This window comes from Umezawaea sp. NPDC059074, from assembly GCF_042738955.1.
In the GTDB taxonomy this organism is placed as follows: Bacteria; Actinomycetota; Actinomycetes; order Mycobacteriales; family Pseudonocardiaceae; genus Umezawaea.
The window spans coordinates 1-24328 of sequence record NZ_JBHYHC010000136.1; the positions used below are offsets into that span (position 1 = coordinate 1).

Annotated in this window: 27 protein-coding genes; 20 read left to right on the forward strand and 7 right to left on the reverse strand. The window is 71.2% G+C overall.

Going from position 1 to position 24328, the window contains the following annotated elements:
* Window positions 1-19 precede the first annotated feature (19 nt).
* Entirely contained in the window at window positions 20-1717 is a 1698-nt protein-coding gene (locus tag ACFWW9_RS38110; protein WP_390387327.1) for a substrate-binding and VWA domain-containing protein, read from the reverse strand.
* A 558-nt stretch (window positions 1718-2275) separates the two neighbouring features.
* Here ACFWW9_RS38110 and ftsH point away from each other — a divergent pair.
* From ftsH to ACFWW9_RS38155, 9 genes are read left to right on the forward strand one after another with little or no spacing between them, the layout of a single operon-like run.
* Window positions 2276-4495: an ATP-dependent zinc metalloprotease FtsH gene (gene ftsH, locus ACFWW9_RS38115; protein ID WP_390387328.1), complete on the forward strand. Its 2220-nt coding sequence runs from the start codon at window positions 2276-2278 to the stop codon at window positions 4493-4495.
* Window positions 4496-4500: 5 nt separating this feature from the next.
* Complete coding sequence (gene folE / locus ACFWW9_RS38120) at window positions 4501-5130, forward strand: GTP cyclohydrolase I FolE (RefSeq protein ID WP_390387359.1); 630 nt, start codon at window positions 4501-4503, stop codon at window positions 5128-5130.
* 29 nt (window positions 5131-5159) lie between these two features.
* On the forward strand, window positions 5160-5939 hold the full coding sequence (folP, locus tag ACFWW9_RS38125; RefSeq protein WP_390387361.1) for a dihydropteroate synthase: 780 nt from the start codon (window positions 5160-5162) through the stop codon (window positions 5937-5939).
* A gap of 34 nt (window positions 5940-5973) precedes the next feature.
* Window positions 5974-6336 (forward strand): dihydroneopterin aldolase, encoded by a 363-nt coding sequence (gene folB, locus ACFWW9_RS38130; RefSeq protein ID WP_390387329.1) that lies wholly within the window; start codon window positions 5974-5976, stop codon window positions 6334-6336.
* The gene (folK, locus tag ACFWW9_RS38135) at window positions 6333-6836 is read left to right on the forward strand and encodes a 2-amino-4-hydroxy-6-hydroxymethyldihydropteridine diphosphokinase (protein WP_390387331.1); all 504 of its coding nucleotides are present in this window, start codon (window positions 6333-6335) and stop codon (window positions 6834-6836) included. The genes folB and folK overlap by 4 nt, the downstream gene beginning before the upstream one ends.
* A 26-nt stretch (window positions 6837-6862) precedes the next feature.
* Window positions 6863-7720 carry a helix-turn-helix domain-containing protein gene (locus ACFWW9_RS38140; RefSeq protein ID WP_390387332.1) on the forward strand — a complete coding sequence of 286 codons (858 nt, stop codon included), beginning with the start codon at window positions 6863-6865 and terminating at the stop codon, window positions 7718-7720.
* 15 nt (window positions 7721-7735) lie between these two features.
* Entirely contained in the window at window positions 7736-7909 is a 174-nt protein-coding gene (locus tag ACFWW9_RS38145; protein ID WP_390387333.1) for a DUF397 domain-containing protein, read from the forward strand.
* Between the two features lie 33 nt (window positions 7910-7942).
* Entirely contained in the window at window positions 7943-8395 is a 453-nt protein-coding gene (locus ACFWW9_RS38150; RefSeq protein ID WP_390387334.1) for a DUF3180 domain-containing protein, read from the forward strand.
* Window positions 8396-8444: 49 nt separating this feature from the next.
* Entirely contained in the window at window positions 8445-9785 is a 1341-nt protein-coding gene (locus ACFWW9_RS38155; RefSeq protein WP_390387335.1) for a DUF6779 domain-containing protein, read from the forward strand.
* A gap of 4 nt (window positions 9786-9789) precedes the next feature.
* On the opposite strand, the gene ACFWW9_RS38160 is transcribed toward ACFWW9_RS38155, so the two are convergent.
* From ACFWW9_RS38160 to ACFWW9_RS38170, 3 genes are read right to left on the reverse strand one after another with little or no spacing between them, the layout of a single operon-like run.
* The gene (locus ACFWW9_RS38160; protein ID WP_390387336.1) at window positions 9790-10920 is read right to left on the reverse strand and encodes an NADH-quinone oxidoreductase subunit D; all 1131 of its coding nucleotides are present in this window, start codon (window positions 10918-10920) and stop codon (window positions 9790-9792) included.
* 17 nt (window positions 10921-10937) lie between these two features.
* Window positions 10938-11378 carry a DUF1203 domain-containing protein gene (locus tag ACFWW9_RS38165; RefSeq protein ID WP_390387337.1) on the reverse strand — a complete coding sequence of 147 codons (441 nt, stop codon included), beginning with the start codon at window positions 11376-11378 and terminating at the stop codon, window positions 10938-10940.
* A 58-nt stretch (window positions 11379-11436) separates the two neighbouring features.
* The gene (locus tag ACFWW9_RS38170) at window positions 11437-11790 is read right to left on the reverse strand and encodes a DoxX family protein (RefSeq protein WP_390387338.1); all 354 of its coding nucleotides are present in this window, start codon (window positions 11788-11790) and stop codon (window positions 11437-11439) included.
* Between the two features lie 64 nt (window positions 11791-11854).
* Between ACFWW9_RS38170 and ACFWW9_RS38175 the strand changes: the two genes are divergently transcribed.
* Window positions 11855-12292: a MarR family winged helix-turn-helix transcriptional regulator gene (locus tag ACFWW9_RS38175; RefSeq protein WP_390387340.1), complete on the forward strand. Its 438-nt coding sequence runs from the start codon at window positions 11855-11857 to the stop codon at window positions 12290-12292.
* Here the strand turns inward: ACFWW9_RS38175 and ACFWW9_RS38180 are convergent.
* Window positions 12289-13188 (reverse strand): SAM-dependent methyltransferase, encoded by a 900-nt coding sequence (locus tag ACFWW9_RS38180; protein WP_390387342.1) that lies wholly within the window; start codon window positions 13186-13188, stop codon window positions 12289-12291. The two genes, ACFWW9_RS38175 and ACFWW9_RS38180, sit on opposite strands and share 4 nt — an antisense overlap.
* 166 nt (window positions 13189-13354) lie before the next feature.
* On the opposite strand from ACFWW9_RS38180, the gene ACFWW9_RS38185 reads away from it, so the two are divergent.
* From ACFWW9_RS38185 to ACFWW9_RS38205, 5 genes are all read left to right on the forward strand, one after another.
* Window positions 13355-14482, forward strand: coding sequence for a PrsW family intramembrane metalloprotease (locus tag ACFWW9_RS38185; protein ID WP_390387363.1), 1128 nt, complete (start codon window positions 13355-13357; stop codon window positions 14480-14482).
* Between the two features lie 140 nt (window positions 14483-14622).
* Complete coding sequence (locus ACFWW9_RS38190) at window positions 14623-15510, forward strand: Rossmann-like and DUF2520 domain-containing protein (RefSeq protein ID WP_390387344.1); 888 nt, start codon at window positions 14623-14625, stop codon at window positions 15508-15510.
* On the forward strand, window positions 15507-16397 hold the full coding sequence (gene panC / locus ACFWW9_RS38195) for a pantoate--beta-alanine ligase (protein ID WP_390387345.1): 891 nt from the start codon (window positions 15507-15509) through the stop codon (window positions 16395-16397). The genes ACFWW9_RS38190 and panC overlap by 4 nt, the downstream gene beginning before the upstream one ends.
* A gap of 14 nt (window positions 16398-16411) precedes the next feature.
* A complete protein-coding gene (gene panD, locus ACFWW9_RS38200; RefSeq protein WP_390387346.1) occupies window positions 16412-16876 on the forward strand; it encodes an aspartate 1-decarboxylase in 465 nt (154 codons plus the stop codon).
* A gap of 9 nt (window positions 16877-16885) precedes the next feature.
* Window positions 16886-17671 carry a type III pantothenate kinase gene (locus tag ACFWW9_RS38205; protein WP_390387347.1) on the forward strand — a complete coding sequence of 262 codons (786 nt, stop codon included), beginning with the start codon at window positions 16886-16888 and terminating at the stop codon, window positions 17669-17671.
* 46 nt (window positions 17672-17717) lie between these two features.
* On the opposite strand, the gene ACFWW9_RS38210 is transcribed toward ACFWW9_RS38205, so the two are convergent.
* Window positions 17718-18503, reverse strand: a complete 786-nt coding sequence (locus ACFWW9_RS38210) for a class I SAM-dependent methyltransferase (RefSeq protein ID WP_390387348.1) — start codon at window positions 18501-18503, stop codon at window positions 17718-17720.
* Window positions 18504-19603: 1100 nt separating this feature from the next.
* On the opposite strand from ACFWW9_RS38210, the gene ACFWW9_RS38215 reads away from it, so the two are divergent.
* The 4 genes from ACFWW9_RS38215 to ACFWW9_RS38230 all read left to right on the forward strand — a co-directional run bounded on the left by ACFWW9_RS38215 (window position 19604) and on the right by ACFWW9_RS38230 (window position 23089).
* Window positions 19604-19954, forward strand: coding sequence for an Lsr2 family protein (locus ACFWW9_RS38215; protein ID WP_390387350.1), 351 nt, complete (start codon window positions 19604-19606; stop codon window positions 19952-19954).
* 278 nt (window positions 19955-20232) lie between these two features.
* Window positions 20233-21240 (forward strand): FecCD family ABC transporter permease, encoded by a 1008-nt coding sequence (locus tag ACFWW9_RS38220; RefSeq protein ID WP_390387352.1) that lies wholly within the window; start codon window positions 20233-20235, stop codon window positions 21238-21240.
* Window positions 21237-22298, forward strand: coding sequence for a FecCD family ABC transporter permease (locus ACFWW9_RS38225; RefSeq protein ID WP_390387354.1), 1062 nt, complete (start codon window positions 21237-21239; stop codon window positions 22296-22298). Before ACFWW9_RS38220 ends, ACFWW9_RS38225 begins: the two co-directional genes overlap by 4 nt.
* Window positions 22295-23089 carry an ABC transporter ATP-binding protein gene (locus ACFWW9_RS38230; RefSeq protein ID WP_390387356.1) on the forward strand — a complete coding sequence of 265 codons (795 nt, stop codon included), beginning with the start codon at window positions 22295-22297 and terminating at the stop codon, window positions 23087-23089. Before ACFWW9_RS38225 ends, ACFWW9_RS38230 begins: the two co-directional genes overlap by 4 nt.
* Here ACFWW9_RS38230 and ACFWW9_RS38235 read toward each other — a convergent pair whose 3' ends face one another.
* A complete protein-coding gene (locus ACFWW9_RS38235; RefSeq protein ID WP_390387358.1) occupies window positions 23090-23896 on the reverse strand; it encodes a (2Fe-2S)-binding protein in 807 nt (268 codons plus the stop codon).
* Window positions 23897-24224: 328 nt separating this feature from the next.
* On the opposite strand from ACFWW9_RS38235, the gene ACFWW9_RS38240 reads away from it, so the two are divergent.
* The coding region (locus ACFWW9_RS38240; RefSeq protein WP_360708722.1) for a Clp protease N-terminal domain-containing protein at window positions 24225-24328 on the forward strand (104 nt) is incomplete at its 3' end.

Below are 24328 nucleotides of genomic sequence, written 5' to 3' on the forward strand. Positions count from 1 at the left end.
CCCCTTTTCGTTGTCCTGATTAACAGTTCGGCCTGCAACGCCGCTGGCTGATGGCATCTAGGAGAACGCCCTGGATGTCGGCCGGTTGGAGGGCTTGGTAGGCCTTGCCGCCGGTGGCCCCGGAGATCTGGCGGAGGGCGTCCATGTCGGCCTCCTGGCCGAGGCCGACCATGATCATCGGGACGGGCCTGGTCGGGTCGGCCTCCTTCTGGAAGGTGGCGATCAGGTCGGCCATGCCGATGCTGGAGATGTCGTCGTTCTTGCCGTCGGTGATCAGCGTGACCGAGTTGATCTTCGTCGGGTCGTACGTCGACTGCATGAAGCGCCACGCGGCGAGCGCGGTGTCGTTGAGCGCGGTGCCGCCGCCGACGATGGACGCCAGGCCCTGCGCGCCCTGGACCAGCACGTCACGGCGGGGCTTGCCGCCGAGCGGTTCGCCGAGCGGGCCGATCGGGACCAGGGAGATCCAGTCGTTCGGCGGCTTCTTGTCCGTCGAGAACGCCCACAGGCCGATGTCCGAGGTCTCCGGGAACAGGCTCAGCGCCGTGAGCGCGGCCTGGGTGGCGGCCTCGATCCGGGTCTGGCCGTTGCTCATCTTCTCGGCCATCGAGCCGGACACGTCCAGCACCGCGAGCATCCGCGAGTCCAGCGCGATGGCGCCCCACGTGCGCAGCAGCTCGGACACCTGGTCGGTGGTCGGCGCCTTCAGCAGGTTGACCTGGTCGCCGTTGACGCCGTCCTTCTCGGTGGTCCAGCCGTCGGGCGCGCGGCCCTGCGGGTTGCGGAACCCGGCGTCGGTGAAGCGCTTGGCGGCCTCGGGGGAGCGCAGCGCCTTCTCGAACCCGGACGCGGCGGCCTCGGTGCCCGAGTGCTCGCCGGGCCTGCTCACCCGCACGAGCGGGAAGTCGAAGCCGAGCGTGCCCTCCTTGGGGTAGGAGGCCACGACCCGCCGCTCGCCCACCGAGCGGTTGTTCGCCATCACGTTCTGCTCGCTCGCGGTGAAGATCGGCGCGTTCTCGGCGCCCTGCGTGACCTTGTTGAACGCGTCGCGCACCGACGGCAGCGCCTCCCGGCCGACCCGCAGCAGCGCGCTGACGAGTTCCGGCTTGGGGGAGCCGTCGGGGTTGCCGAGGAGGCCGCGGACGACGGCCAGCGTGGCCAGGCCCTCCGTGGACTGCGTCGGGTCGCTCAGCGTCACGGGGACGTTCGGGTCGACGACCTTCGACCAGCTGATCGGCGTGACCGGCCAGCCGAGCTTGCTCATCGACTGCTCGGAGCCCGCGATCACCATCGGGGAGCTGGCCAGCGAGCTCTTCACGTCGAGGCGGGGCGCGTCCTGGCCGATCTCGCCCGCTTCCTTCTGCGTCTCGGCGGCCCACATGGACGAGTCCGGGATCCACAGCGCGGGCGGGTTGATCTGGGCGGTCGGGAGTTCCTTGGCGATGTCGGCCGCGCCGCGCGACTCGATCTGGACCTGCACGCACTTGCCGTTCACGATCGGCTGGCTCGCCTGGTAGTCGGCGGCGGTGGCCTTGACGACGTCCTCGACGGCGGGCGTGACGGCGACCTTGAGCGGGAGTGCTCCCTGGCAGTCGGGGCCACTGGTGGCCTTCAACGCGACCACGGTGACGCTGACTGCCGCCACCACGCCGATCAGCGCCCCCACGGGGAGGGCTATGCGGCGGAGCAGGCTGGTGGGCTGGTTGCGCGATGACATACCGTGGGTACCTTCGGTTCAGTGTTCACCCGTTGGGGTGATTGGGAAACTCTCCGTGGTTCTGAGGACAACACGCGGCGGGCGGTTGGGGTCTAGACCAGTGGTGGCCATCACTCGATTGGATCGATGCAGGTAGCTACCTGTAAGTAGCGCGGTACCTCTATCGAGTGTTACGGGCTGCGGGCCTCCGAAGTTCACGACCAGTTTCAACCATCCGGGCGCGCAGTCCAGGAGATTGGGCCGTTCGGCCCAGTCGTCTGCGGCGGGCGACGGCTGAGTATTCCTCATGTTTCGCGCTCGGTGAACCGCTCCGGCCCGTAATCCGTGTCGGGGGTCACGGCGGGGAACCCGCTGCCTGGTTCGTCCGTTGTCGCGTCAGTACTGATCCGCCGCCCGTTCTCCGCCCGCATCCCCCCGTGGATCGGCCGAGCCGGGCCGACGGGCGGTAGGCTGGCCCGACGGGTGTACCCGTCAGTGCCCGTCGACGGGAGAGGTGGGGCCCCCATCACCCGACATGCAAGTCAGGGAGGGTCGAGGCCGCCCGACGGCCGTAAGTGAATGGACCGCAAGCGCCTGCTTCGCAACCCGCTGCTGTGGATCGCGGCGGTGTTGATGTTCTACTTCATCTTCACCATGCTCTTCGACGACACCAGGGGGTATACCCCGGTCAAGACGTCCGAAGCGCTGGCACAAGTGCGTGCCGGCAACGTCAAGGAAGTCACGCTGGAGGACAAGGAGCAGCGGCTCAAGCTGACCTTGAAGGACGGCGCGAACTTCAACGGCCACGACCGGTTGATCACGCAGTTCCCGGCGTCGTCCACGGACGACATCTTCAAGATCCTGGACGACGCGCAGCCCAAGCCCGTCCTGGAGACGAAGGTCAGCCAGGAGTCGTTCCTGATGCAGGTGCTGATCTACCTGGTGCCGCTCGGGCTCTTGTTGCTGCTGCTGATGTGGATGATGAACAACGCCCAGGGTGGCGGCAACCGCGTCATGAACTTCGGCAAGTCCAAGGCCAAGCAGTTGTCCAAGGACATGCCCAAGACGACGTTCGGTGACGTCGCCGGAGCCGAAGAGGCCGTCGAGGAGCTCGAGGAGATCAAGGACTTCCTCCAGAACCCCGGCCGCTACCAGGCGCTCGGCGCGAAGATCCCGAAGGGCGTCCTGCTCTACGGCCCTCCCGGAACCGGCAAGACCCTGCTCGCCCGCGCTGTCGCGGGTGAGGCGGGCGTGCCGTTCTACTCGATCTCCGGCTCGGACTTCGTCGAGATGTTCGTCGGCGTCGGCGCCTCGCGCGTCCGCGACCTGTTCGAACAGGCCAAGCAGAACGCGCCGTGCATCATCTTCGTCGACGAGATCGACGCCGTCGGCCGCCATCGCGGCGCCGGCATGGGCGGCGGTCACGACGAGCGCGAGCAGACCCTCAACCAGCTGCTGGTGGAGATGGACGGCTTCGACTCGCGCGGCGGGATCATCCTGATCGCGGCGACGAACCGGCCGGACATCCTCGACCCCGCGCTGCTGCGCCCCGGTCGCTTCGACCGGCAGATCCCGGTGTCCGCGCCGGACCTGAAGGGCCGCAAGCAGATCCTGCGCGTGCACGCCAAGGGCAAGCCGTTGACGGAGGACGCCGACCTGGACGGCCTCGCCAAGCGGACCGTCGGGTTCTCCGGCGCCGACCTGGCCAACGTCATCAACGAGGCCGCCCTGCTGACCGCGCGCAAGAACGGCACGGTCATCAGCAGCGTCGAGCTGGAAGAGTCCGTGGACCGCGTGATCGGCGGTCCGGCCCGCAAGAGCCGGATCATCTCCGAGAAGGAGAAGAAGATCACCGCGTACCACGAGGCCGGGCACGCCCTGGCCGCGTGGGCGATGCCGGACATCGACCCGGTCTACAAGGTCACGATCCTGGCCCGCGGCCGGACGGGTGGTCACACCCTCTCCGTGCCCGAGGAGGACAAGGACCTGATGACCAGGTCCGAGATGATCGCCAGGCTGGTGTTCGCGCTCGGCGGCCGCTCCGCAGAGGAGCTGGTCTTCCACGAGCCGACCACGGGCGCGTCGAACGACATCGAGCAGGCGACCAAGATCGCCCGCGCGATGGTCACCGAGTACGGCATGAGCGCCAAGCTCGGCGCCGTGAAGTACGGCCAGGAGCAGGGCGAGCCCTTCCTCGGCCGCACGGCGGGCCGTCAGGCCGACTACTCGCTCGAGGTCGCGCACGAGATCGACGAGGAGGTCCGCAAGCTCATCGAGGCCGCCCACACCGAGGCGTACGAGGTGCTCAACACCTACCGCGACGTGCTGGACGACCTCACGCTCGAGCTGATCGAGAAGGAGACCCTGCACCAGAAGGACCTGGAGCGGGTTTTCGCGCGGGTCGAGAAGCGGCCGCGGATCACCCAGTTCAACGACTTCGGCGACCGCACGCCCTCGGACATCCCGCCGGTCAAGACCCCCGGCGAGCTGGCCAAGGAACGCGGCGAGCCGTGGCCGCCCGTCGTCGAGGACACCCTCGACGAGGAGCCGCCGCCGCTCGGCGCCGACCGCCCGCAGGACGTGCCCGCCGCGGCTCCCAACGGCGGCCACGCCAACGGGTACCAGCCGCAGCCGGTCAACCAGTCGGGCCCGCCGAACTACGGCGCCCCTCCCGGCTGGACCCCGGCCACGGTCCCCGGCGGCCAGCCGTCCGGCTGGGCCCCCGCCCCGCAGGAGCAGCAGACCGAGGCCGAGGCGGGCAAGCGCTCGTTCGACACGGACCCGGACAACCGCAAGTGACCGAGATCGACCGCACCGCCGCCGGCCTCTCCGCAACTGGGGAGGCCGGCGGCGCGCGACGCGTCTTCGACCACGCGCGCGCCGAGGCCGCCGTCCGCGAGCTGCTCATCGCCTGTGGCGAGGACCCGGACCGCGACGGCCTGCGCGACACGCCCGGCCGCGTGGCTCGGGCGTACCGCGAGCTGTTCGCCGGGCTCTACACGGACCCGGACAGCGTGCTCGCGAAGACCTTCGACGAGAGCCACGAGGAACTCGTCCTGGTCACGGACATCCCGATGTACAGCTTCTGCGAGCACCACCTGCTCCCGTTCCACGGCGTGGCCCACGTGGGCTACATCCCGAACGAGCAGGGCCGCGTGACCGGGCTGTCGAAGCTGGCCCGGCTCGTCGACCTGTACGCCAAGCGCCCGCAGGTGCAGGAGCGGCTGACCTCGCAGGTCGCCGACGCCCTCGTGCGCAGGCTCGAACCGCGCGGCGCGATCGTCGTGGTGGAGGCCGAGCACCTGTGCATGGGCATGCGCGGCGTCCGCAAGCCGGGCTCGCGCACCACGACGTCCGCGGTGCGGGGGATTCTCCGCAGCTCCGCGTCGTCGCGCTCCGAGGCGATCAGCCTGATCAACGGACGGCACAGGTGAGCGTGCCCGAACCGGGGCACTGCGTGGTGATGGGGGTCCTCAACGTCACGCCGGACTCCTTCTCCGACGGCGGCCGGTACCTCGACCACCAGCACGCCGTCTCGCACGGCGTGGCCATGCACCGCCGCGGCGCGGACCTCGTGGACGTCGGCGGCGAGTCGACCCGTCCCGGCGCGGACCGCGTGGCCGCGGACGTCGAGTCGGCGCGCGTCACCCCGGTGATCCGCTCGCTGGTCGCCGAGGGCGTGCCGGTGAGCGTGGACACGACCCGCGCCGAGGTCGCGCTGGCTGCGATCGAGGCGGGCGCGACGATCGTCAACGACGTCTCCGGCGGCTTGGCCGACCCGAACATGGCGAAGGTGGCCGCCGAGAGCGGCGTGCCGTGGATCCTCATGCACTGGCGCGGCCAGAGCCGGGAGATGGACTCGCTGGCGACCTACGCGAACGTGGTCCACGAGGTCCGCGACGAGCTGCTGGCCCGCGTGGACGCGGCGCTGAAGGCGGGCGTGCGGGAGGACAACATCATCCTCGACCCCGGTCTCGGGTTCGCGAAGCGGGCCGAGCACAACTGGCAGCTCCTGCACGGGCTGGACGAGCTGCTGGCGCTGGGGTTCCCGGTGCTGGTCGGCGCGTCCCGCAAGCGCTTCCTGGGGTCGCTGCTGGGCAGCCGGGAGCCGGACGGCCGGGAGGACGCCACGGCGGCCGTGTCGGCGCTGTCGGCGTTCGCGGGGGCCTGGGGGGTGCGCGTGCACGACGTGGACAAGTCGTTGGACGCCGTGACCGTGGCGCGGGCGTGGAGACAAGGGTGACCGCCGACGTGCGTGCCCCAGCGGAGGCGGCGAGATGACGGACCGGATCACGTTGACCGGGCTGCGGGTGCGCGGCCACCACGGCGTGTTCGAGCACGAGAAGCGGGACGGCCAGGACTTCCTGGTGGACATCACCGCGTGGCTCGACCTCGGCCCGGCGGCGGCCTCGGACGACCTGACCAGGACGCTGCACTACGGCGAGCTGGCCGAGTTGGCCGCGGGGATCGTGGCGGGGAAGCCGTACGACCTGATCGAGTCGGTCGCGGGCCGGATCGCGGACGAGGTCATGGCCGACGAGCGCCTGACCGCCGTGGAGGTCACCGTGCACAAGCCGTCCGCGCCGATCCCGCTGACCTTCGCGGACGTGTCGGTGACGATCCACCGGACCCGCTCGTGACCAGGGCGGTCCTGTCCATCGGCTCCAACCTCGGCGACCGGCTGGCGTACCTGCAACTGGCGGTCGACGGCTTCGCCGACGTCCTGGTCGCGGTGTCCCCGGTGTACGAGACGGCCCCGTGGGGCGTGCTGGACCAGGACGACTTCCTCAACGCCGTCCTGGTGGTGGAGGACCCGGACACCGACGCGTGGGGCTGGCTGCGGCGCGGCCAGGCGCTCGAACGGGCCGCCGAGCGCGTTCGGGACCGGCATTGGGGTCCTCGAACACTCGACGTCGACGTCGTGACCGTGGACGGCGTCCTTTCGAGTGATCCGGAGTTGCTATTGCCCCATCCGGGCGCGCACGAACGTGCCACTGTGGTGATTCCCTGGCTCGATGTGTCACCCGATGCGGTATTGCCGGGATTCGGTCCCGTAGCCGAACTGGAGTACAGCTCCGAAGGCGTCCGCAAGCGTGCGGATCTTTCGTTGAATATTCGCGAAACAAAAATTGGCGAATAACGCAATTCATCCCTACAATTTCGACCATGAGCACGTACAAGCCGAATGTGCGGGAAAGGCTAGTCGCCCGCAGCCTTGCGGCGTGGCGCTGGGAAACGGGTCGCAGCGGGGCCGACGTCTGCCGCGCGGCGGGCTTCTCGCAGGCGAAGCTGAGCAAGATCGAGAACGCGCACCACCCGATCAAGCCCGCCGACGTGATGGCGCTCGGCCTGATCTACGACGTTCCCGAGAAGGAGCGCACACTCGTCTACGAAGCGGCCGAACGCGCGCTCGTTCCCGGTTGGTGGGAGGAGCTGCCGCCGGACGTGGTGATGGACGCCGTGCGCGACTACCTGGCCTTGGAGTCGGGGGCGTTCCTGCTGCGCACGTTCAAGACGGACCTCGTGCCGGGGCTCCTGCAAACCCGGCAGTACGCGCTCGCGTTGGCCAAGGCATTTGTCCCGCGGCCGACGGAACAGATGGCGTTCAACCAGGTGGAAGCGCGAATCAAGCGCCAGAATAGGTTGTTCGACGACAAGAACCCATTGAGTGTGCATGCAATCATCGGTGAAGCGATGCTGCGTCAGCCGGTTGGTGGATCAAGTGTCATGAAGGAGCAGTTGCTTCATCTGCTGAAGATGGGTGAACTGGGCCATGTGGCTCTCCAGGTGATCCCCTCGTCGGCGGGCGCGTATCCGGCGTTTGGTTACCAATTCAACATCCTGTCCTTCGCCGAGGAGCACTTCGACGACGTCGTCTACTTGGAGCAGTTGGCCGGTGGTCGCTATATCGAGTCTCCCAAGGGGCGCGAGCCCTATACGCTGAACTTCGCCGCCCTTCAGCGGGTGGCGTTGAGCCCCGGCGATTCGGCGGAGCTGATCGCGGAGGTGGCCAACGGGGGGTAGCGACAGGAGGCGCGGATGTCCGAGTTCGTGTGGCGCAGGTCGAGCTACAGCGGTGGCGGTGGCAACGAGTGCGTGGAGATCGCCTTCCCGCCCGCCAGGGTCGCCGTCCGGGACTCCAAGGACCCCGAGGGCACCGTGCTGACCTTCCCCCGTGCGGCCCTGGACGCCCTTCTTGGTTCCCTCGCCTAGCCCCGTTCCAGCAGCTTGGGCGAGGATGGGGCCGTGAGGTTCACCAAGGCCCGTGATCTGCTGGCGGTCGGGCTCATCGCCGGCCTGCTGGCGCACCTACTACTCCGGCTCGCCTACAGCTCGCTGGCGGCGCTGCCGAAGCTCGCCGGGCTGACGCTCCTCGTGATCGCCGCGATCGACGTGGTCCTCGGGTACTCGCTGCGCGCCCGGATCCTCCGCAAGCCCGGCGCGAAGCCCGTGGAGCCGCTCACAGCGGCCCGCGCGGTGGCTTTGGCGAAAGCTTCCTCACTTTTGGGAGCGATCATGTTGGGCGGCTGGGTGGGGGTCCTCATCTACGTGCTGCCCGTGCGCGCGGAGTTCGACGCGGCGGCTAACGACATGGTCAGCGCCATTGTGGGCATCGTCTGCGCGGGTCTCCTGATCGCCTCGGCGCTGTGGTTGGAGTACTGCTGCAAGACGCCGCGGTCCACCCACCAAGACAGTTAGATACGACAAGATTGGTCTCAGTCGCATAACTCCCAGGTACCGTATGGCCATGACCGGCCGAGGCGCGTCGCCGAGCGACGAGCAACAAGATCGCGGTCGTGGCACCGGGCGACTACTGCTGGTAGCGGCAATGGCGCTCGCCCTCGTGGCGGCGGCCCTGCTGGTGCTGAGCGACAACGCCCGCTGGCTGCGACTGGCAGTGGTTTCCGCGCTGTGGGCGGCTCTCGTCGGTGCTTTCCTGGCCGCGCGGTACCGGCGGCAGGTAGCGGACCGTGAGGACGAGGTCGCCGATCTGCAGTCGGTCTACGAGCTGGAACTGGAGCGCGAGGTCGCCGCTCGCCGCGAGTACGAGCTGGAGATCGAGGCGGAGTCGCGCAAGCGCATCCAGGAGGAGTCGAGGGACGACCTGGACGCGCTGCGGGACGAGCTCCGCGCGCTCCGGGAGAACCTCCAGGCGCTGCTGGGTGGAGAGGTGCTGGTCGAGCGGGTCGCGTTGCGCGCGGAGTCGACGCGCATGCGGTCGCTGTCCGACCAGTCGAGACTCATGGCGATCGGCGATCGCCAGATCATCAACAGCGAGAGCAACGACCGCGTGCGCGGCATCACCGCCGGCCCCAGCAAGCCCGCGAGCAAGCCGTCCGTGCAGAAGGTCGTTCCCGAGACCAACGTCGAGCGCACCGAGCTGATCGAGCGCGTGGTGTCGGAGCAGCGCAAGCCCGCCCGCCAGGAGCCCGTCCGGCCCGCCTCGAACTACACCGAGCCCGTGCGCCGCGAGCCGACCCGCCAGCCGCAGCGCCAGCAGCCGCCGATCGTGGTCCGCCGCGACCCGCCGAAGCCGCAGAAGCCCGCGCCGACCCCGCCGCCGCGCCGCGACCAGCCGACCGTCCGGGCGACGCCGTCCGACCTGTTCGACTCGATGGAGATGCGCCTCGGCCAGCCGGTCCAGGAGACCCGCAGGCCCGAGCCGCCGCAGATGCCCGTCGCGCAGACCCCCGCGGCCCCGAAGCCGAAGCCGCCCGCCCGCGGCCCGCGCCCGCCGCTGGAGCGCACGGAGATGTTCGACGGCGAACCGCCCCGCGCGGCCCCGCCCGCGCCGGAGCCGAAGACCGGCGGCCGCAGGCGTGCCGACGAGCGCCCCACCCCGAAGTGGGAGGGCACCGGCGTGTACTCGACCGGTCGCGGCGAGCCGGTGAAGGAACGCCCGCCGTGGGACGGCGTCGGCGCGTACGGCACCGGCCGCGGCGAACCCGTGAAGCCGGGCCGCCGCAGCGCACCGGACCCGGACGACCCGGCGGGCGCGCACGCCGACGGCAAGTCCGTCAGCGAACTCCTGGCCGCGCTGGGCAACTCCGACTCGCCCCGCCGCCGCAGGCGTCGCGAAGAGGACTGAGTCCTTATTTGTCGATGTCGCCGACCACGACCGCGAAAGACCCCAACACCGCGGCGAGGTCGGCGACTCGCGTTCCGGGCAGCAACGCCGACAGGGCCTGGATGTTGTTGAACGACGGCGTGCGCAGCTTCAGCCGCCACGGCGTCTTCTCGCCGCGCGACGCCAGGTGCACGCCGGAGGTGCCCAGCGGCGCCTCCACCCACGTGTAAACCGATCCCTCGGGTGCTTTGACCGCTTTGGGCAGCCGGACGTTCACCGGCCCGCTGGGCAGCCGTTCCAGGCACCGGGTGGCCAGGTCGATCGACAGCCGCACCTCGTCGACGAGGCAGCGGACCCGTGCCAGCGCGTCGCCCTCGGTGCGCACGACCGGCCGCACGTCCAGGTCGCGGTAGGCGGGCAGCGGGTCGTCGCGCCGCAGGTCGAGGTCCACGCCGGACGCCCGGCCGATCGGTCCGGTCACGCCGAGCGCCAGCGCGGAACCCCTTGCCAGCACACCGATCCCGGCCAGCCGCTCGGTCGCCGCGCACGCGCCGATGAGCTCGACATCCACAGTGGACAGTGCGGCGGCGACGCGGTCGGTCCAGCCCGCGGGCACGTCCTCGCGCAGGCCGCCGATCCGGTTGAACATGAAGTGGATGCGCCCGCCGGAGGCCTCCTCCAGCACCGCCTGCACGGCTTCCCGCCCGCGCAACGCCGCCGCGGTGCCGTCGGTGGCCTCGGAACCGGACCTGGTCAGCGGGGCCAGGAACACCAGGTGCGCCATCAGCCGGTTCAGCTCGCACAGCAGCGCCCGCAACCACTGCGCGCGCACCGGCACGTCCATGCCCGTCATGCGCTCGACGGCCAGCGCGACCGCCAGCTCGTTGCAGAACGCCGCCAGCCAGTCGTGCCGGTTGGCCAGCGTCAGCACCTGCCGGTAGTCGCGGACCTCGAACAGCTTCTCCGCGCCCCGGTGCAGGTGGCCGACCAGCGGCTCGGCCTCCGCGATCACCGGGTCGTCGGCGGAGCCCCGGACGGTCAGCCGCAGGCGGTACGCGCCGTGCGCGGACGGGTGCAGGGGGCCGAGGTCGACGACCCGGTCCACGCCGAGGTGGCGGGCCCCGGCCCCGACGCCGACGGTGAGGTGTTCGGACACCGGGTCATGCTCGCACGTCAGTCCCGCGTGACCGCGAACAGGAAGCACCCGTGCGACAGGCTGCGCACCTGCACCTCCACGGTCTCGTCGTCGGCCAGCAGCTTCTCGACGGCGACGTCCAGCTCGTCCGGCGCGGCGAGTTCCCCGGAGCGGATGCGGCCGTCCGCGTCGTACGCCCGCAGCACCCTGGGCGACACGCGCAGCGCGGCCGGGAGCACGTCGGTCCGCTCGGGTCCGGCGCACGCCTCGGCGTGCACGAACACCGGGCCGACCTCCTCGTACGGCCCGCGTCCCGCCGTGGGGGAGTAGCCGAACAGCACGACCGGCTCGCCCTCGGCGGCTCGGGTGAGGCAGCAGCGCAACGGCATTCCGGGAGCCTCGGCTCGGTGTTCGTGGTGCTCGTCGGTGGTCTCGCGGGCGTGGTCGACGACGTCGGTGGGCAGCGCGTGGATCCTCATGCGGTCCAGCGTCGCGGCCCCGCCGTCGCACCGCCGGCGGCTATCCGACACCAGGTTCTCAGGCGGTCGTGATCCGCAGGACGAGGGCGGCCGCGGACAGGACCGCGAGCACCAGCGAGGGCGCGACCAGTGCGAACGCCTCCTTGAAGCGCACGTGGGTGATCACCGCGCCGATCATCAGCAGCGTCAGGCCGACGGCCGCCGCGATGCCGAGCGGCGCCCACCAGAGCCCGATGGCCAGGCCTGCCGCGCCCGCGACCTCCGCGGCGCCGATCAGCTGGTACTGGCCGACCGTGAACCCGTGCGAGGTGGCCGCCTCGACCATCTTCGGGTTCTTGGTGATCTTCGCGAAGCCCGCGCCCAGGAAGACGAGGGCGAGCAGTGCGCTCAGGACAAGCGTTGCAATGAACATAGGATTGACGGTAGCAGATCGTTGAAGAGGTTCAATGGTTTACTCAGGCGGGTACAGTTGTGCCGTGGACGTGGACCGGGTCGGGATGGTGCTGATGCACCTGGGCAGGGACGTCGACGCCCGGCTGCGCAAGCAGTTGAGCGCGACCGGCCTCACGCCCCGGCACGGCTTCGCGCTGTCGCACCTGTGCGAGAACGGCCCGACGAGCCAGCAGAGCCTCCTCGACGTGCTGGAGGTCGACCCGAGCGTCCTCGTCGCGATCCTCAACGACCTGGAGAAGGCCGGGCTCGCCGAGCGCAAGCGCGACCCCGAGGACCGGCGCAGGCACATCGTGGTGATGTCCGAGAAGGGCCGCGTGGCCGTGAACGGCATGCGCGCGGCCGTGGACACCATCGAACGCGAGATGCTGGCCGACCTGACCCCGTCGGACACGGCCCTGCTGCACGAACTCCTGCTCAAGGTCCGTCCGCCGGGTGGTCCGTCACCCTGCGCGGGGGACTAGGGCCGCCACTCCGGCAGGTCGGGCAGCAGGTCGGCCGCGCGCCCCGCCGTGGCGTGCAGCAGCCAGCCGAAGTCGCCCAGCCCGCCGACGGCCCGCAGCTCGGCGATCCGCCCGGCCCGCGCGGTCGCCTCCAGCCACGCCAACGGGTCCCCGCCGGGCACGACCTCCGGCAGCAACGCCCCCAGCGCGTCCCGCTGCGACACCAGCACGTGCTCGCCGCCCGCCGCGGCCGCGCACGCGTCCAGCGCCACGTGCGCCGTCACGTCGCAACTGCCGTCCAGCACCGGCTCGACCCGCCGCCCGTCGCGGTAGCCCGCCAGCGTCCCGGCCCGGTACCGCCCGGCGACCCGGTCGGCCCGCAGGTGCCCGTAGTCGACCGCCAGCGCCGCACCCCGCACCCGTGCCACGGCGTCCGCCCATGCCGCGTCCCTCGGCGCTCCCACCTCGGCCCGCTCCCCGGCGGCCACGGGCCACCAGTCGCGCAGCCAGGGGTCGTCCGACGGGCCCTCCACGACCGGGCACGGCACCGCGTCGAGCCACTCGTGGCCGACCAGCAGCCCGGTCACGGCCCGCGGCAGCTCCCGCCGCCACTCGACGCCCGGCACGGACCGGGTCGGCCCGAGGTCCACGGCCGTGACGCGCAGTCGTCGCGCCAGATCGCCTTCCGCCAGTTCCCGCACCGCCCCGGCCAGTTCCCCGCCACCCGCGCCCATGTCGACGAAGTCGAGCGCAGCGGGCCTGTCGAGCACCGCGTCGACCCGTGCCAGCAGGACCAGCAGCGCCTCGGCCAACTCGGGTCCGACCAGCGGCGACGTCCGGAAGTGCCGGGCGGGCACCTCGCCGCGCGCGAAGAAGCCGCCGGGGCCGTACAGGGCTTCCCGCCACCGCGATTCCACCGGTCCAGTGTCCTCGTTCACCCGTGCGGAGCCCTCCGGGCGGGCATACCGCGATTCCCCGTCCGACACTGTCGGTACCTGGCCCTACAGTTTCCCCGTGACCGACGCCGACGCACTGCCGACGCCGCCTCCCGCCCGCAAGCGCAGCGAGCAACGCCGCTGGACCGTGTTGCTCCCGGTGGTGGGCCTCATCGCGCTCGCCTGCTCCGGCCTGGTGCTGTTCGCGCTGGGCACGAGCACGACGGGGCTGCTGCCGATCCTGGTGGGCGTGCTGGCCGCGCTGCTGCCCGTCGGGCCGGTGATCATGGCCTACCTGTGGGTGGACCGGTGGGAGCCGGAGCCCGCGAAGATCCTGCTGCTGGCGTTCGCGTGGGGCGCGCTGGGCGCGACGATCTGCTCGCTGGCGTTCAACTCGCGAGCACAGGCGATCGGCGACCTGATCCGGCAGGGGTTCGGGGCGGACTTCGCCGCGGTCATCGGCGCGCCGGTGGCGGAGGAGGCCGCGAAGGCGGCGTTCCTCGTGGTGCTGTTCCTGAGGCGCCGCAACGAGTTCGACGGCGTGGTCGACGGGATCGTGTACGCGGGCGTGACGGCGGCGGGCTTCGCGTTCACCGAGAACATCTGGTACTTCGCCCGCGTCTTCAACGAGGGCGGCTTCGGCTCGGCCAGCAGCGGGATCGTCGGCCTGTTCATCCTGCGCGGGGTGCTGGCGCCGTTCGCGCACCCGCTGTTCACGTCGTTGACCGGCATCGGGATCGGCATCGCCGCCCTCAGCGGCAGCAGGGCGGTCCGGATCGTCGCGCCGCTCGTCGGCTACCTGTGCGCGGCCGGGCTGCACTCGCTGTGGAACTTCTCCACGACCGTCGGCGACGGCACGACGTTCATCAACCTCTACTTCCTGATCATGGTGCCGATCTTCGTCGGCATGGTCGTGCTGGTCGTGTGGCAGCGCCGCCGCGAGCAGCGGATCGTCGCCGGGCAGCTCCCCGAGATGGCGGCGAACCGGTGGATCGCCGCGAGCGAGGTGGCGCTGCTGGCGAGCCTGCCGGGGCGCAAGAACTGGCGGCGCGCGGTGCGGGCCAAGGTCGGCGACAAGGCGGCCGACGCCGTCCGCGGCTACCAGCACGCCGTGACGGAGCTGGCGTTCCTGCGGCACCGGATCGCCCAGGGCACGGCCGGTCACGACGCCGACGACCGCCACCAGCTGCTGCTGTCCACCCTGCTGGCCGCGCGGCAGGCGGCCGTCGCCGCGCCCGGCGCGATGAGGGCGGCGGGCCGTCAGCGCCAGGGGTGAAGCTGGTCACCGGACCGCACATTCCGATTTGTCCCCGATTACGCTCGCGGCCGTCGTCCGGTACCCGCGGAAAGGTCGGGACTGGAACGCCAGAAGGAGCCAGTCGCAATGAGCGCGACCACCCGAGCGGACACGACGCCGTGACCCGCCCGGCCAGACTCGCCGTCGGGGTGATCTCCGCGGGCCGCGTCGGTTCGGTGCTGGGCGCGGCACTGGCCCGCGCGGGCCACCACGTCGTCGGCGTCAGCGCCGTCTCGCAGGCCTCGCTGCGCCGCGCCGAGGAGCTGCTGCCCGACGTCCCCGTCCTCGACCCGCCCGAGGTCGCCCAGGCCGCCGACCTGCTGCTGCTCGCCGTCCCGGACGACGCGCTCGGCGGGCTCGTCCGCGGCCTCGCCGCCACGGGATCGCTGCGGGCCGGGCAGATCGTCGTGCACACCAGCGGCGCGCACGGTGTCGGCGCGCTCGCGCCCGCGGCCGGGCTCGGCGCGCTGTGCGTCGCGCTGCACCCGGTCATGACGTTCACCGGCCGCTCCGAGGACCTGCTGCGGATGACGGCCGCCAGCGTCGGCGTGACGGCCGCGGACGACGACGAGATCGCCTGGAGCGTCGGCGAGGCGCTGGTCGTGGAGATGGACGCGGACCCGGTCCGCATCCCCGAGCACGTCCGCCCGCTCTACCACGCCGCCCTCGCGCACGGCGCGAACCACCTGGTCACCCTGGTCGCCGAGTGCACGGACCTGCTGCGCTCGGCGGGCGTCACCGGCGGCGAGCGGCTGCTCGGGCCGCTGCTGTCCGCCGCGCTGGACAACGCCCTGCGCCACGGCGACCGCGCGCTCACCGGCCCGGTGTCGCGCGGCGACGTCGGCACGGTCCGCAAGCACCTCGACGTCCTGGCGCGCGAAGCGCCGGAGGTCCTCCCCTCGTACCGCGTTCTCGCGCGGCGCACCGCCGACCGCGCGGAGGCAGCGGGCCTGCTCCGGCCCGAGGCCGCCACCGAAGTCCGAACCACCCTTGAGGACGACGCATGACGAAGCCGCTGACCAAGGCCGACTACAGCCCCACGGGGGTGACCGTCCACCACGACCCGGCGCGGCTCGCGCGGGTGACGCGGACGCTCCGCGCGGCCGGTCGCAACATCGCGCTGGTGCCGACGATGGGCGCGCTGCACGAGGGTCACCGCAAGCTGATCCGCGAGGCGCAGGTCATGCAGAACACCGTCGTCGTGGTGTCGGTCTTCGTGAACCCGTTGCAGTTCGGGCCGAACGAGGACCTGGACCGCTACCCGCGCACGCTGGAGTCCGATGTGGACATCTGCCGCGAGGAACGCGTCGGGCTCGTCTTCGCGCCCAGCGTCGAGGACATGTACCCGTTGGGCACCAACGTGACCGTGTCGCCCGGCGCGCTCGGCGACGAGCTGGAGGGCGCGACCCGGCCCGGCCACTTCGACGGCGTGCTGACCGTGGTGGCCAAGCTGTTCAACATCGTCGGCCCGACCTACGCGGTGTTCGGCGAGAAGGACTACCAGCAGCTGACGCTGATCCACCGGATGGCGCGCGAGCTGAACTTCCCGCTCGACGTCGTCGGCGTGCCGACCGTCCGCGAGCACGACGGCCTCGCGCTGTCGTCGCGCAACCGGTTCCTCGACGCCGAGCAGCGGCAGGCCGCGGTCGCCCTGTCCGCCGCGCTGGTCGCGGGCGCGCACGTGAGCGCGCAGGGGGCGGAAGCCGTGCTGGAGACCGCGCGCGCGACACTGGCCGCCGTTCCCGAGGTCGAGCTGGACTACCTGGAACTCCGCGCGCCCGACCTCGGCCCGGCCCCGGAGCACGGCGACGCCCGCCTGCTCGTGGCCGCGAAGGTGGGCAAGACACGTCTGATCGACAACGCCGCCGTGCTGCTCGGCGACGGCGACGACTGAGGGGGAAGGCCGTCATGTTCCGCACCATGCTCAAGTCCAAGATCCACCGGGCCACCGTGACCCGTGCCGACCTGCACTACGTCGGCTCGGTCACCGTCGACCTCGACCTGATGGAGGCCGCCGACCTGCTGGCGGGCGAGCAGGTCGCGATCGTCGACGTCACCAACGGCGCCCGGCTGGAGACGTACGTCATCGCGGGCGAGCGCGGCAGCGGCGTGATCGGCATCAACGGCGCCGCCGCGCACCTCGTGCGGCCCGGCGACCTGGTCATCCTGATCGCGTACGGCGTGATGGACGACGCCGAGTCCCGCGGGTACGAGCCGCGGGTCGTCTTCGTGGACGCGGACAACAAGGTCGTCGAGCTGGGGGCGGACCTGGCGCACGCCCCGGAGGGCTCGGGTCTCAGCAGCGGTGCGATCACCGCCGCCGAGACGGCCGACGCCGCCGCGCTCGACGCCCTGATCCAAGCCGAGAACTGAGGAACTCCCGTGCTGCTCGCGATCGACGTCGGCAACACCAACATCGTGCTCGGCCTGTACGACGGGCTGGGCGACGAGGCGCGGCTCGTCCGCGACTGGCGGATGCGCACCGACGCCCGGATGACGGCCGACGAACTGGCGCTCACCATGCGGGGCCTGCTCGGCGAGTACGCCGACCGGATCACCGGCATCTCCGCGCTGTCCACCGTGCCCGCGGTGCTGCGCGAACTGCGGGTGATGCTCGGCCGCTACTACGCGGCCGTGCCGAAGGTCGTGGTGGAGCCCGGAATCCGCACCGGCGTGCCGCTGCTGGTGGACAACCCGAAGGAGGTGGGCTCGGACCGGGTGATCAACACCCTGGCCGCGCACCACCTGCACAGCACCGCCTGCGTGGTGGTCGACTTCGGTACGTCCACGAACCTGGACGTGATCTCCGCGAAGGGCGAGTTCCTCGGCGGCGCGCTCGCGCCCGGCATCGAGATCTCCCTGGACGCGCTGGCCGCCCGCGCCGCGCAGCTCAGCAAGGTCGAGCTGGTCCGGCCGCGCGCGGTCATCGGCAAGAACACCGTGGAGTGCCTCCAGTCCGGCATCGTCTACGGGTTCGTCGGCCAGGTCGACGGGCTCGTCACGCGGATCATCGAGGAACTGGGCGCGACGGAGGCCGGTGAGGTGACCGTGATCGCGACCGGCGGTCTGGCACCGCTCGTGGTGTCGGAGTCGGCGACCATCAAGCACCACGTGCCGGACCTGACGCTGCTCGGCCTGCGGCTGGTCTTCGAGCGCAACATGCGCTGACGCGCGAGGGGCCGCCCTCCCGGAGGAGAGCGGCCCCGTCACGCGGCTAGCGGCGGACCTTGCGGCGCACCACCGTGCGCATGGGCATCTCGAACTCGCCGGTCGCGGTTTCCGGGCGGGACTTCAGGTACGACAGCATCTTCGACAGCAGCTGCTCGCGCTCCTCGTCCGGCGCGACCAGGACGTGCGAGTGGGTGCTGATGGTGGCCACCAGCGTCTCGGCGGTCCGCCGCTGGGAGTGCCCGAACACGCCCTCGGCGTCGTCGGTGAACAACCGGTGCGGCGTCCCGAGGTGGTGGTCGGTCTCGAACAGCGTGGTGCTCACCCTGGAGCCGCTCACCTCGCTGAACCCGGCGACCCACTCGACGTCCACGTCGTCGCCGTTCCACAGCCCGGCGACGACGCCGCCCGGCCGCAGCACCCGCGCGATCTCCACCAGCGCGAGCTCGGGGTCGAACCAGTGGAACGCCTGGCCCGCCACGACGGCGTCCATCGTGCCGTCGGGCAGCGGGATGCGCTCCGCCCGGCCGGGCAGGGCCCGCACCCCTCGGTGCAGCCGCACCAGCTCGGACAGCATCGCCTCGTCCGGTTCCACGGCGGTGACGTCGTGCCCCTCGGCGCACAGCACCCCGGTCAGCTTCCCGGTGCCCGCGGCGAGGTCCAGCACGCGCAGCGGCCCACCCGTCGACACGGGTTCCAGGGCCCAGCGCACCGCGTCCACCGGGTAGTCCGGGCGGTGTGCGGCGTAGTCGGAAGCCCGCGCCCCGAAGGACTTCGCGCGGCGGGCGTGGTGGGGGATCTCGTGGTGAGGTCGATCTTCGGCGCTCGTCACCCGCCCAACCTACCGAGGTCGGGCGACAGGGCCGCTCGAATAGCGCCCGGCGTTCTCGACGGGGTGTCGGCCGCGCGTTCGCGCCTTGCGCCGACCGGACGAGTCCCCGTTCCCGGTGGAAAACGGTCCCATTGTGCTCGGGGGAACGGGATCCGTATCGGCTCGAAGTGCGGGGAACACGGCGGTTCCGCGCGGTGGGCCACAACGGCAGACCGGGCAGTTCGCTAAATCGAGGCTGATTCGACTTGTTCTCGAACGGTGTCCGGATCTGCGCGAACACCGGTGAAGTGCAAGCGCTTTCCGTTTGGCGTCGGTGAGATCGATCCCGTTTTCCGCGTTCGAACACCCCGTTCGACCCGTTCGACCCCGAGGCCACTCGCGGTGGGCGCCCCCGACGGGAAACCGGAATTCCGGATCGTTACCCGGTGTGCCGGGGCCTGAGGTTATCGGTGCGTCGTTGGCCACACGAGTCCCATCCGTAACCGGGGATTCGCCCGAACTGCCGTCAGGAGTGGGACTCTTGAGGCTGAGGAGTCCTCGCGGCCGCCTGTCTTCGCGGGTACTCCACCGCGCGGATAGCCGCTAACGGAGGAACCCGGCGTTCCGGGAGTTGTGCCTCCGGTGGTATGGACAAGTCCGGGCGGGTGAGTGGACTACTCCCGTGATGCGCGGGTTCGTTGTGCGAACCTGACGGAAGTAGATCACTTCAGGCGCTTCGGCAGAGTTCTTGCACAACTGTTCTGGCGGGCATCGTGCCCGGTCCACTCGGTGAAGAACTCCCGGAACGGCCGTCGCGGACCCCCGGAACGGGTGGATCCGCAGGCCAGGGCGGGCGTGACGGTCGGTCCCCGTGCCGGGACTTTCCGCGATCGACGCCGCCCGGAATGCCACCGAGCGTGGGTGTGGGAATGGTATCGGTCGACTACTCTTCGACGCCTTCGCGCTCCGGAACCCGTTTCCGGCGCACCCGCCCTGAATGAAGTAACGTCTTCGACGTGGGCAGGTGCATATCCGCGGTTATGCGCTAACCTGCACAACGACATTGTTTTCGGTCGCGGTCGGGGTAGCAGTACCGCGCATTCGAGTCCAGGAGGATACGCATGGCGCAGAAGGTCACCGTGACCCTGGTCGATGACCTGGACGGTTCCAGGGCAGAGGAGACCGTCGGCTTCGGCCTGGACGGCGTCGCCTATGAGATCGACCTTTCTTCGGACAATGCGGGCAAGCTCCGCGACGCACTCGCGGACTTCGTCACGGGCGCGCGTCGCGCCGGTGGTCGCAAGAGGGGGCCGGGTCGTCCGGCCGGGGTTAAGACGGCTGCTCGTCCGGCGTCGGCGGATAGGGAGCAGAACCAGGCCATTCGCGAGTGGGCCCGCAAGCAGGGCATGAAGGTGTCCGATCGCGGCCGTATCCCGGCCGAGGTCCTCGACGCTTACCACCAGCAGGGCTGACCGGCGGTTTAAGGGGTGTGAGCCACCCCAATTACGTAGATCAACGAAGGGGCGTCGGATTCGGTTCCGACGCCCCCTCGCGGCTTATATGGTGATTGACCGGCTTCGGTGGGTAGTCGAGTTCTTTGATCAACATTGCGAAAATCGTGGCGAAATGGCCGCCGAACGGTCGAATGCGTGGTCCGCGCGACATCGGGGCGCGGACGTGCGGGACTCCGCACTTCTTCGGTTAGGCTTCCCTCACCAGGTCGGACAGCGGCGCGGGTGAGGAGCGGTTCTTGGCACCACGGCAGCGCCGTCGGCGGCTCGTCGGGCTGGCACTGCTGGTGCTCGCACTCGCCATCGCCGCCATCGCGAGCATCGCGATCGGCTCCAAGGAGATCGCCCTCGACGGCGTGTGGCACGCGCTCACGTCGCCCACCGGTCTCGAGGACGACGTCGTCATCCGCGAGCTGCGGGTCCCGCGCACGCTGCTCGGCATCGCGGTGGGCATCGCGCTCGGCGTGGGCGGGGCGCTCATGCAGGGCCACACCCGCAACCCGCTCGCCGACCCCGGCATCCTGGGCGTCACGCACGGGGCCGCGTTCGCCGTGGTCCTGGCGATCTTCACGCTCGGCGTCACCAGCCTGAACGCCTACGTCTGGTTCGCGTTCCTCGGGGCGTTCGTCGCCAGCGGCGTGGTGTTCCTCCTCGGGTCCTCCGGGCGCGCCGGACCGACGCCCGTGACGCTGGCGCTGGCGGGCGCGGCCGTGAGCGCGCTGATGCACGGGCTCGTGTCGGCGCTGGTGCTGGTCGACCGGCAGAGCCTGGACGCCTTCCGGTTCTGGCAGGTCGGCGCGGTGTCCGGGCGCGGCTTGGACGTGCTGCTCCAGGTGCTGCCCTTCCTGTCGGTCGGCCTGGTCCTCGCGCTGGTCAACGCCGCGGGCGTCAACGCGCTGGCGCTGGGCGAGGACGTCGCCCGCGCGCTCGGGCAGCGGATCGTGAGCACCCGGATCGTCGGGATCACCGCCATCACGCTGCTGATCGGCGGCGCCGTGGCGGCGTGCGGGCCGATCGGGTTCCTCGGGCTCGTCGTGCCGCACGCGGCGCGGGCGGTCACCGGGCCGGACTACCGCTGGCTGATCCCGTACTCCGGGCTCCTGGGGGCGGCGTTGCTGCTGGTGGCGGACGTCCTCGGGCGGGTCGTGGCCCGGCCCGCGGAACTGGAGGTCGGGATCATGATGGCCGTGTTCGGGGCCCCGTTCTTCATCGCGCTGGTCCGGCGCAAGAAGCTGGTGAAGCTGTGACCGCCGTGGTGAAGGCGCGCAGGGGCGTCCGGATCGGGCCGCTGTCCTGGCCGGTCCGGTGGCGGCCGCTGCTGCTGGTCGTGGTCGGGTTCGCGCTGCTCGTGCTGGTCATGGCGGTCAACATCGGCCTCGGCGACTTCCCGATCACGCTCGGGCAGGTGTTCGACGTGCTGCTGGGCGGCGGGACCACCAGCCACCGGTTCATCGTGCTGGACCTGCGGCTGCCCCGGTCGTTGACGGCGGTGTTCGTCGGGGCCGCGCTGGCGCTGGCCGGGGCGATCTTCCAGGCCGTCGCCCGCAACCCGCTGGCGAGCCCGGACATCCTCGGCGTGACCTGGGGCGCGAGCGTCGGAGCCGTCTCGGTGATCACGTTCGCCGGGGTGTTCACCGGCCCGGTCGCCGAGATCGGCATCCCGGCCGCCGCACTGGCGGGTGGCCTGTTCTTCGGCCTCCTCGTCTACGCGCTGGCGTGGCGCAAGGGCATCGAGGGCTTCCGGATGGTGCTGGTGGGCGTGGGCATCGCCGCCATCGCGGGCAACCTGACCACGTACCTGCTGACCATCGGCGACGTGACCGACGCGGGCCGGGCGATGGTGTGGATCACCGGCAGCCTCAACGGCCGCGGCTGGGAGCACGTGGTGCCGGTCGGGATCGCGCTGGCGGTGCTGATGCCGATCGCGTTCGTCTGCGCGCACCTGCTGGGCGCGCTCCAGTTCGGCGACGACACCGTGCGCGGCCTGGGCGTCCGGCTGAACGCGGGCCGCAGCGTCCTGCTGCTGGTCGGGATCGCGCTGGCGTCCGTGGCGACCGCGGCCGCCGGGCCCATCGCGTTCGTGGCGCTGGCCGCGCCGCAGGTCGCCGTCCGGCTCGCCGCGACGGCCACCCCGCCGCTGCTGGGGTCCGCCGTCGTCGGCGGGCTGCTGGTCGTGACGTCCGACCTGATCGCGCGGACCGCGTTCGGCGGGTTCGAGATGCCGGTGGGCGTCGTGACCGCCGTGCTCGGCGCTCCTTATCTGATGTACCTGCTCATCCGCAGCCGCCGGGAGGCACGGGTATGACTGTTCGACTCCAGGCAGCGGACCTCAAGGTCGGCTACGGCGACCGGATGGTGGTCGACGGGCTCGACCTCGACGTCATCGGCGGCACGGTCACGTGCGTGATCGGCCCCAACGGCTGCGGCAAGTCGACGCTGCTGCGCGCGCTGGGCCGGTTGCTGCCCGCGCGCGGCGGGTCCGTGCTGCTGGACGGCGAGCGGATCGACCGGATCCCGACCCGCGAGGTCGCCAAGGTGCTGGGGATGCTGCCCCAGGCCCCGCAGGCCCCCGAGGGCCTGACCGTCGCCGACCTGGTCGCGCGCGGCCGCCAGCCCCACCAGGCGTGGTACCGGCAGTGGTCGTCCGACGACGAGGCCGCGGTGGCCGAGGCGCTGGCGTTGACGAACATGGACGAGCTGGCCGACCGGACCGTGGACGAGCTGTCCGGCGGGCAGCGGCAGCGGGCGTGGATCTCGATGGCCCTCGCCCAGGGGACGGACCTGCTGCTGCTCGACGAGCCGACCACCTACCTGGACCTCGCCCACCAGATCGACGTGCTGGACCTGGTGCAGCGGCTGCACGACGAGATGGGCCGCACGGTCGTCATGGTGCTGCACGACCTCAACCTGGCCGCCCGGTACGCCGAGCACCTGGTCGCGATGAAGGCGGGCCGGATCGTCGTGCAGGGCACGCCGACCGAGGTGCTGACCGAGGAGATGCTGCTGGAGGTGTTCGGCCTCGACGCCCGCGTGGTCGCCGACCCCGTGTCCGGCACGCCGCTCGTGGTGCCGATCGGGCACCGGCACCGGGTCTAGCTAGCGGCAGACGCGGGGGCAGGTGTCGCAGGCCTCCGCGCCGGGCAGCACGTAGGTGAAGCAGCAGCTCTCGCGCTTGCGGGTCCACTCGCCGTCGACGAACCGGAGCGTGGACGCCGACGTGAACGGCTCCATCCTCTCCGGCAGGATCATCGCCGCGTCCGACACGCCGGTGGCCTCGTCGCCGCACATCCGGCCCGCCAGCCAGGTGCCCTTGTCCAGGGCGTCGGTGGCCGCGGCCCAGAGCATCCGCCTGCCGAGGCGGACCGTGGGCGCGTAGGCCGCGACGAACGCCGCCGCGTGGGCGACGTACCGGGCGCGCAGCACCGCGGCCAGCGCGGACTCGTCCGCCACCACGGTCGCCGCCGGGTGGTTGCCCGCCGGGTCGTCCGGCAGGCAGGCGAAGTCGTCGGACAGCAGGGCGATGCCCGCCACGTCCGGGCGGTCGTCGTCGGCGATGCGGAACGCCAGGTCGGCGGGCTTCAGCGACGGCACGCGCCGCGCGCTGTGGAAGAGCAGCCCCGCGAGGCCTCCCGCCACGCCGAGGTACCAGCCCATGACGTACCCGGCCGTGGCGCGGTCGGAGGACTCGCCGTACTCGTCGACCAGCCAGGACCCGAGCGCCGTGCGCCAGCGGCCGAACAGCCGCGGGTCGGCGAGCACGTCGGAGCAGAGCAGCCAGTCGCCGCGGTCCGCCGGGAGGCCGAAGCGGACCTCCACGTCGTCCGTCCGGGTGGAGACCCGCGCGATGGACTCGGCAACGGGCGTGGACGCGTGACGCGTGCGCACGGTCGCCGGTATCGTCATCGGCAAGGCCCTCGCAGTTCGTCATCGGCTGAGGTTTGCCTAACCTTACCTAGATCATCCGCGATTGCGCCGTCCGAGTGACCCCGGTCACCGAAGACTCCTCCGAACGGGTGGCTGTTCGCGGTAAGCGGACACAGGCCCCGAAGCGGAATCTGCCTGGCACAACGTGCGTTGACGAGGGTGTAAGAGTTCCCCGAGGGCGGCCAGCTGCGCACGGGAACTGAGAGCGACGGCCCCGCCGACTACAGTGGTCGGCACGGTGCCGCGCTCTCCACGGTCTGCCAGTGGTGAGCCCGAGGACCGCCGGCGCAGCAGTCAGGGAGTGCGAATGTTCGAAAGGTTCACCGACCGCGCGAGGCGGGTGGTTGTCCTGGCCCAAGAAGAGGCCCGGATGCTCAACCACAACTACATCGGCACCGAGCACATCCTCCT

Bases quoted from the DNA above. Each gene is read 5' to 3' on its own strand.
- ACFWW9_RS38110 (WP_390387327.1), bottom strand. From the start codon at position 1,717: ATGTCATCGCGCAACCAGCCCACCAGCCTGCTCCGCCGCATAGCCCTC.
- ACFWW9_RS38230 (WP_390387356.1), top strand. From the start codon at position 22,295: ATGACTGTTCGACTCCAGGCAGCGGACCTCAAGGTCGGCTACGGCGAC.
- ACFWW9_RS38165 (WP_390387337.1), bottom strand. From the start codon at position 11,378: ATGAGGATCCACGCGCTGCCCACCGACGTCGTCGACCACGCCCGCGAG.
- panD (WP_390387346.1), top strand. From the start codon at position 16,412: ATGTTCCGCACCATGCTCAAGTCCAAGATCCACCGGGCCACCGTGACC.
- ACFWW9_RS38170 (WP_390387338.1), bottom strand. From the start codon at position 11,790: ATGTTCATTGCAACGCTTGTCCTGAGCGCACTGCTCGCCCTCGTCTTC.
- ACFWW9_RS38145 (WP_390387333.1), top strand. From the start codon at position 7,736: ATGTCCGAGTTCGTGTGGCGCAGGTCGAGCTACAGCGGTGGCGGTGGC.
- ftsH (WP_390387328.1), top strand. From the start codon at position 2,276: ATGGACCGCAAGCGCCTGCTTCGCAACCCGCTGCTGTGGATCGCGGCG.
- ACFWW9_RS38215 (WP_390387350.1), top strand. From the start codon at position 19,604: ATGGCGCAGAAGGTCACCGTGACCCTGGTCGATGACCTGGACGGTTCC.
- ACFWW9_RS38140 (WP_390387332.1), top strand. From the start codon at position 6,863: ATGAGCACGTACAAGCCGAATGTGCGGGAAAGGCTAGTCGCCCGCAGC.
- folB (WP_390387329.1), top strand. From the start codon at position 5,974: ATGACGGACCGGATCACGTTGACCGGGCTGCGGGTGCGCGGCCACCAC.
- folP (WP_390387361.1), top strand. From the start codon at position 5,160: ATGGGGGTCCTCAACGTCACGCCGGACTCCTTCTCCGACGGCGGCCGG.
- panC (WP_390387345.1), top strand. From the start codon at position 15,507: ATGACGAAGCCGCTGACCAAGGCCGACTACAGCCCCACGGGGGTGACC.
- ACFWW9_RS38155 (WP_390387335.1), top strand. From the start codon at position 8,445: ATGACCGGCCGAGGCGCGTCGCCGAGCGACGAGCAACAAGATCGCGGT.
- ACFWW9_RS38235 (WP_390387358.1), bottom strand. From the start codon at position 23,896: ATGACGATACCGGCGACCGTGCGCACGCGTCACGCGTCCACGCCCGTT.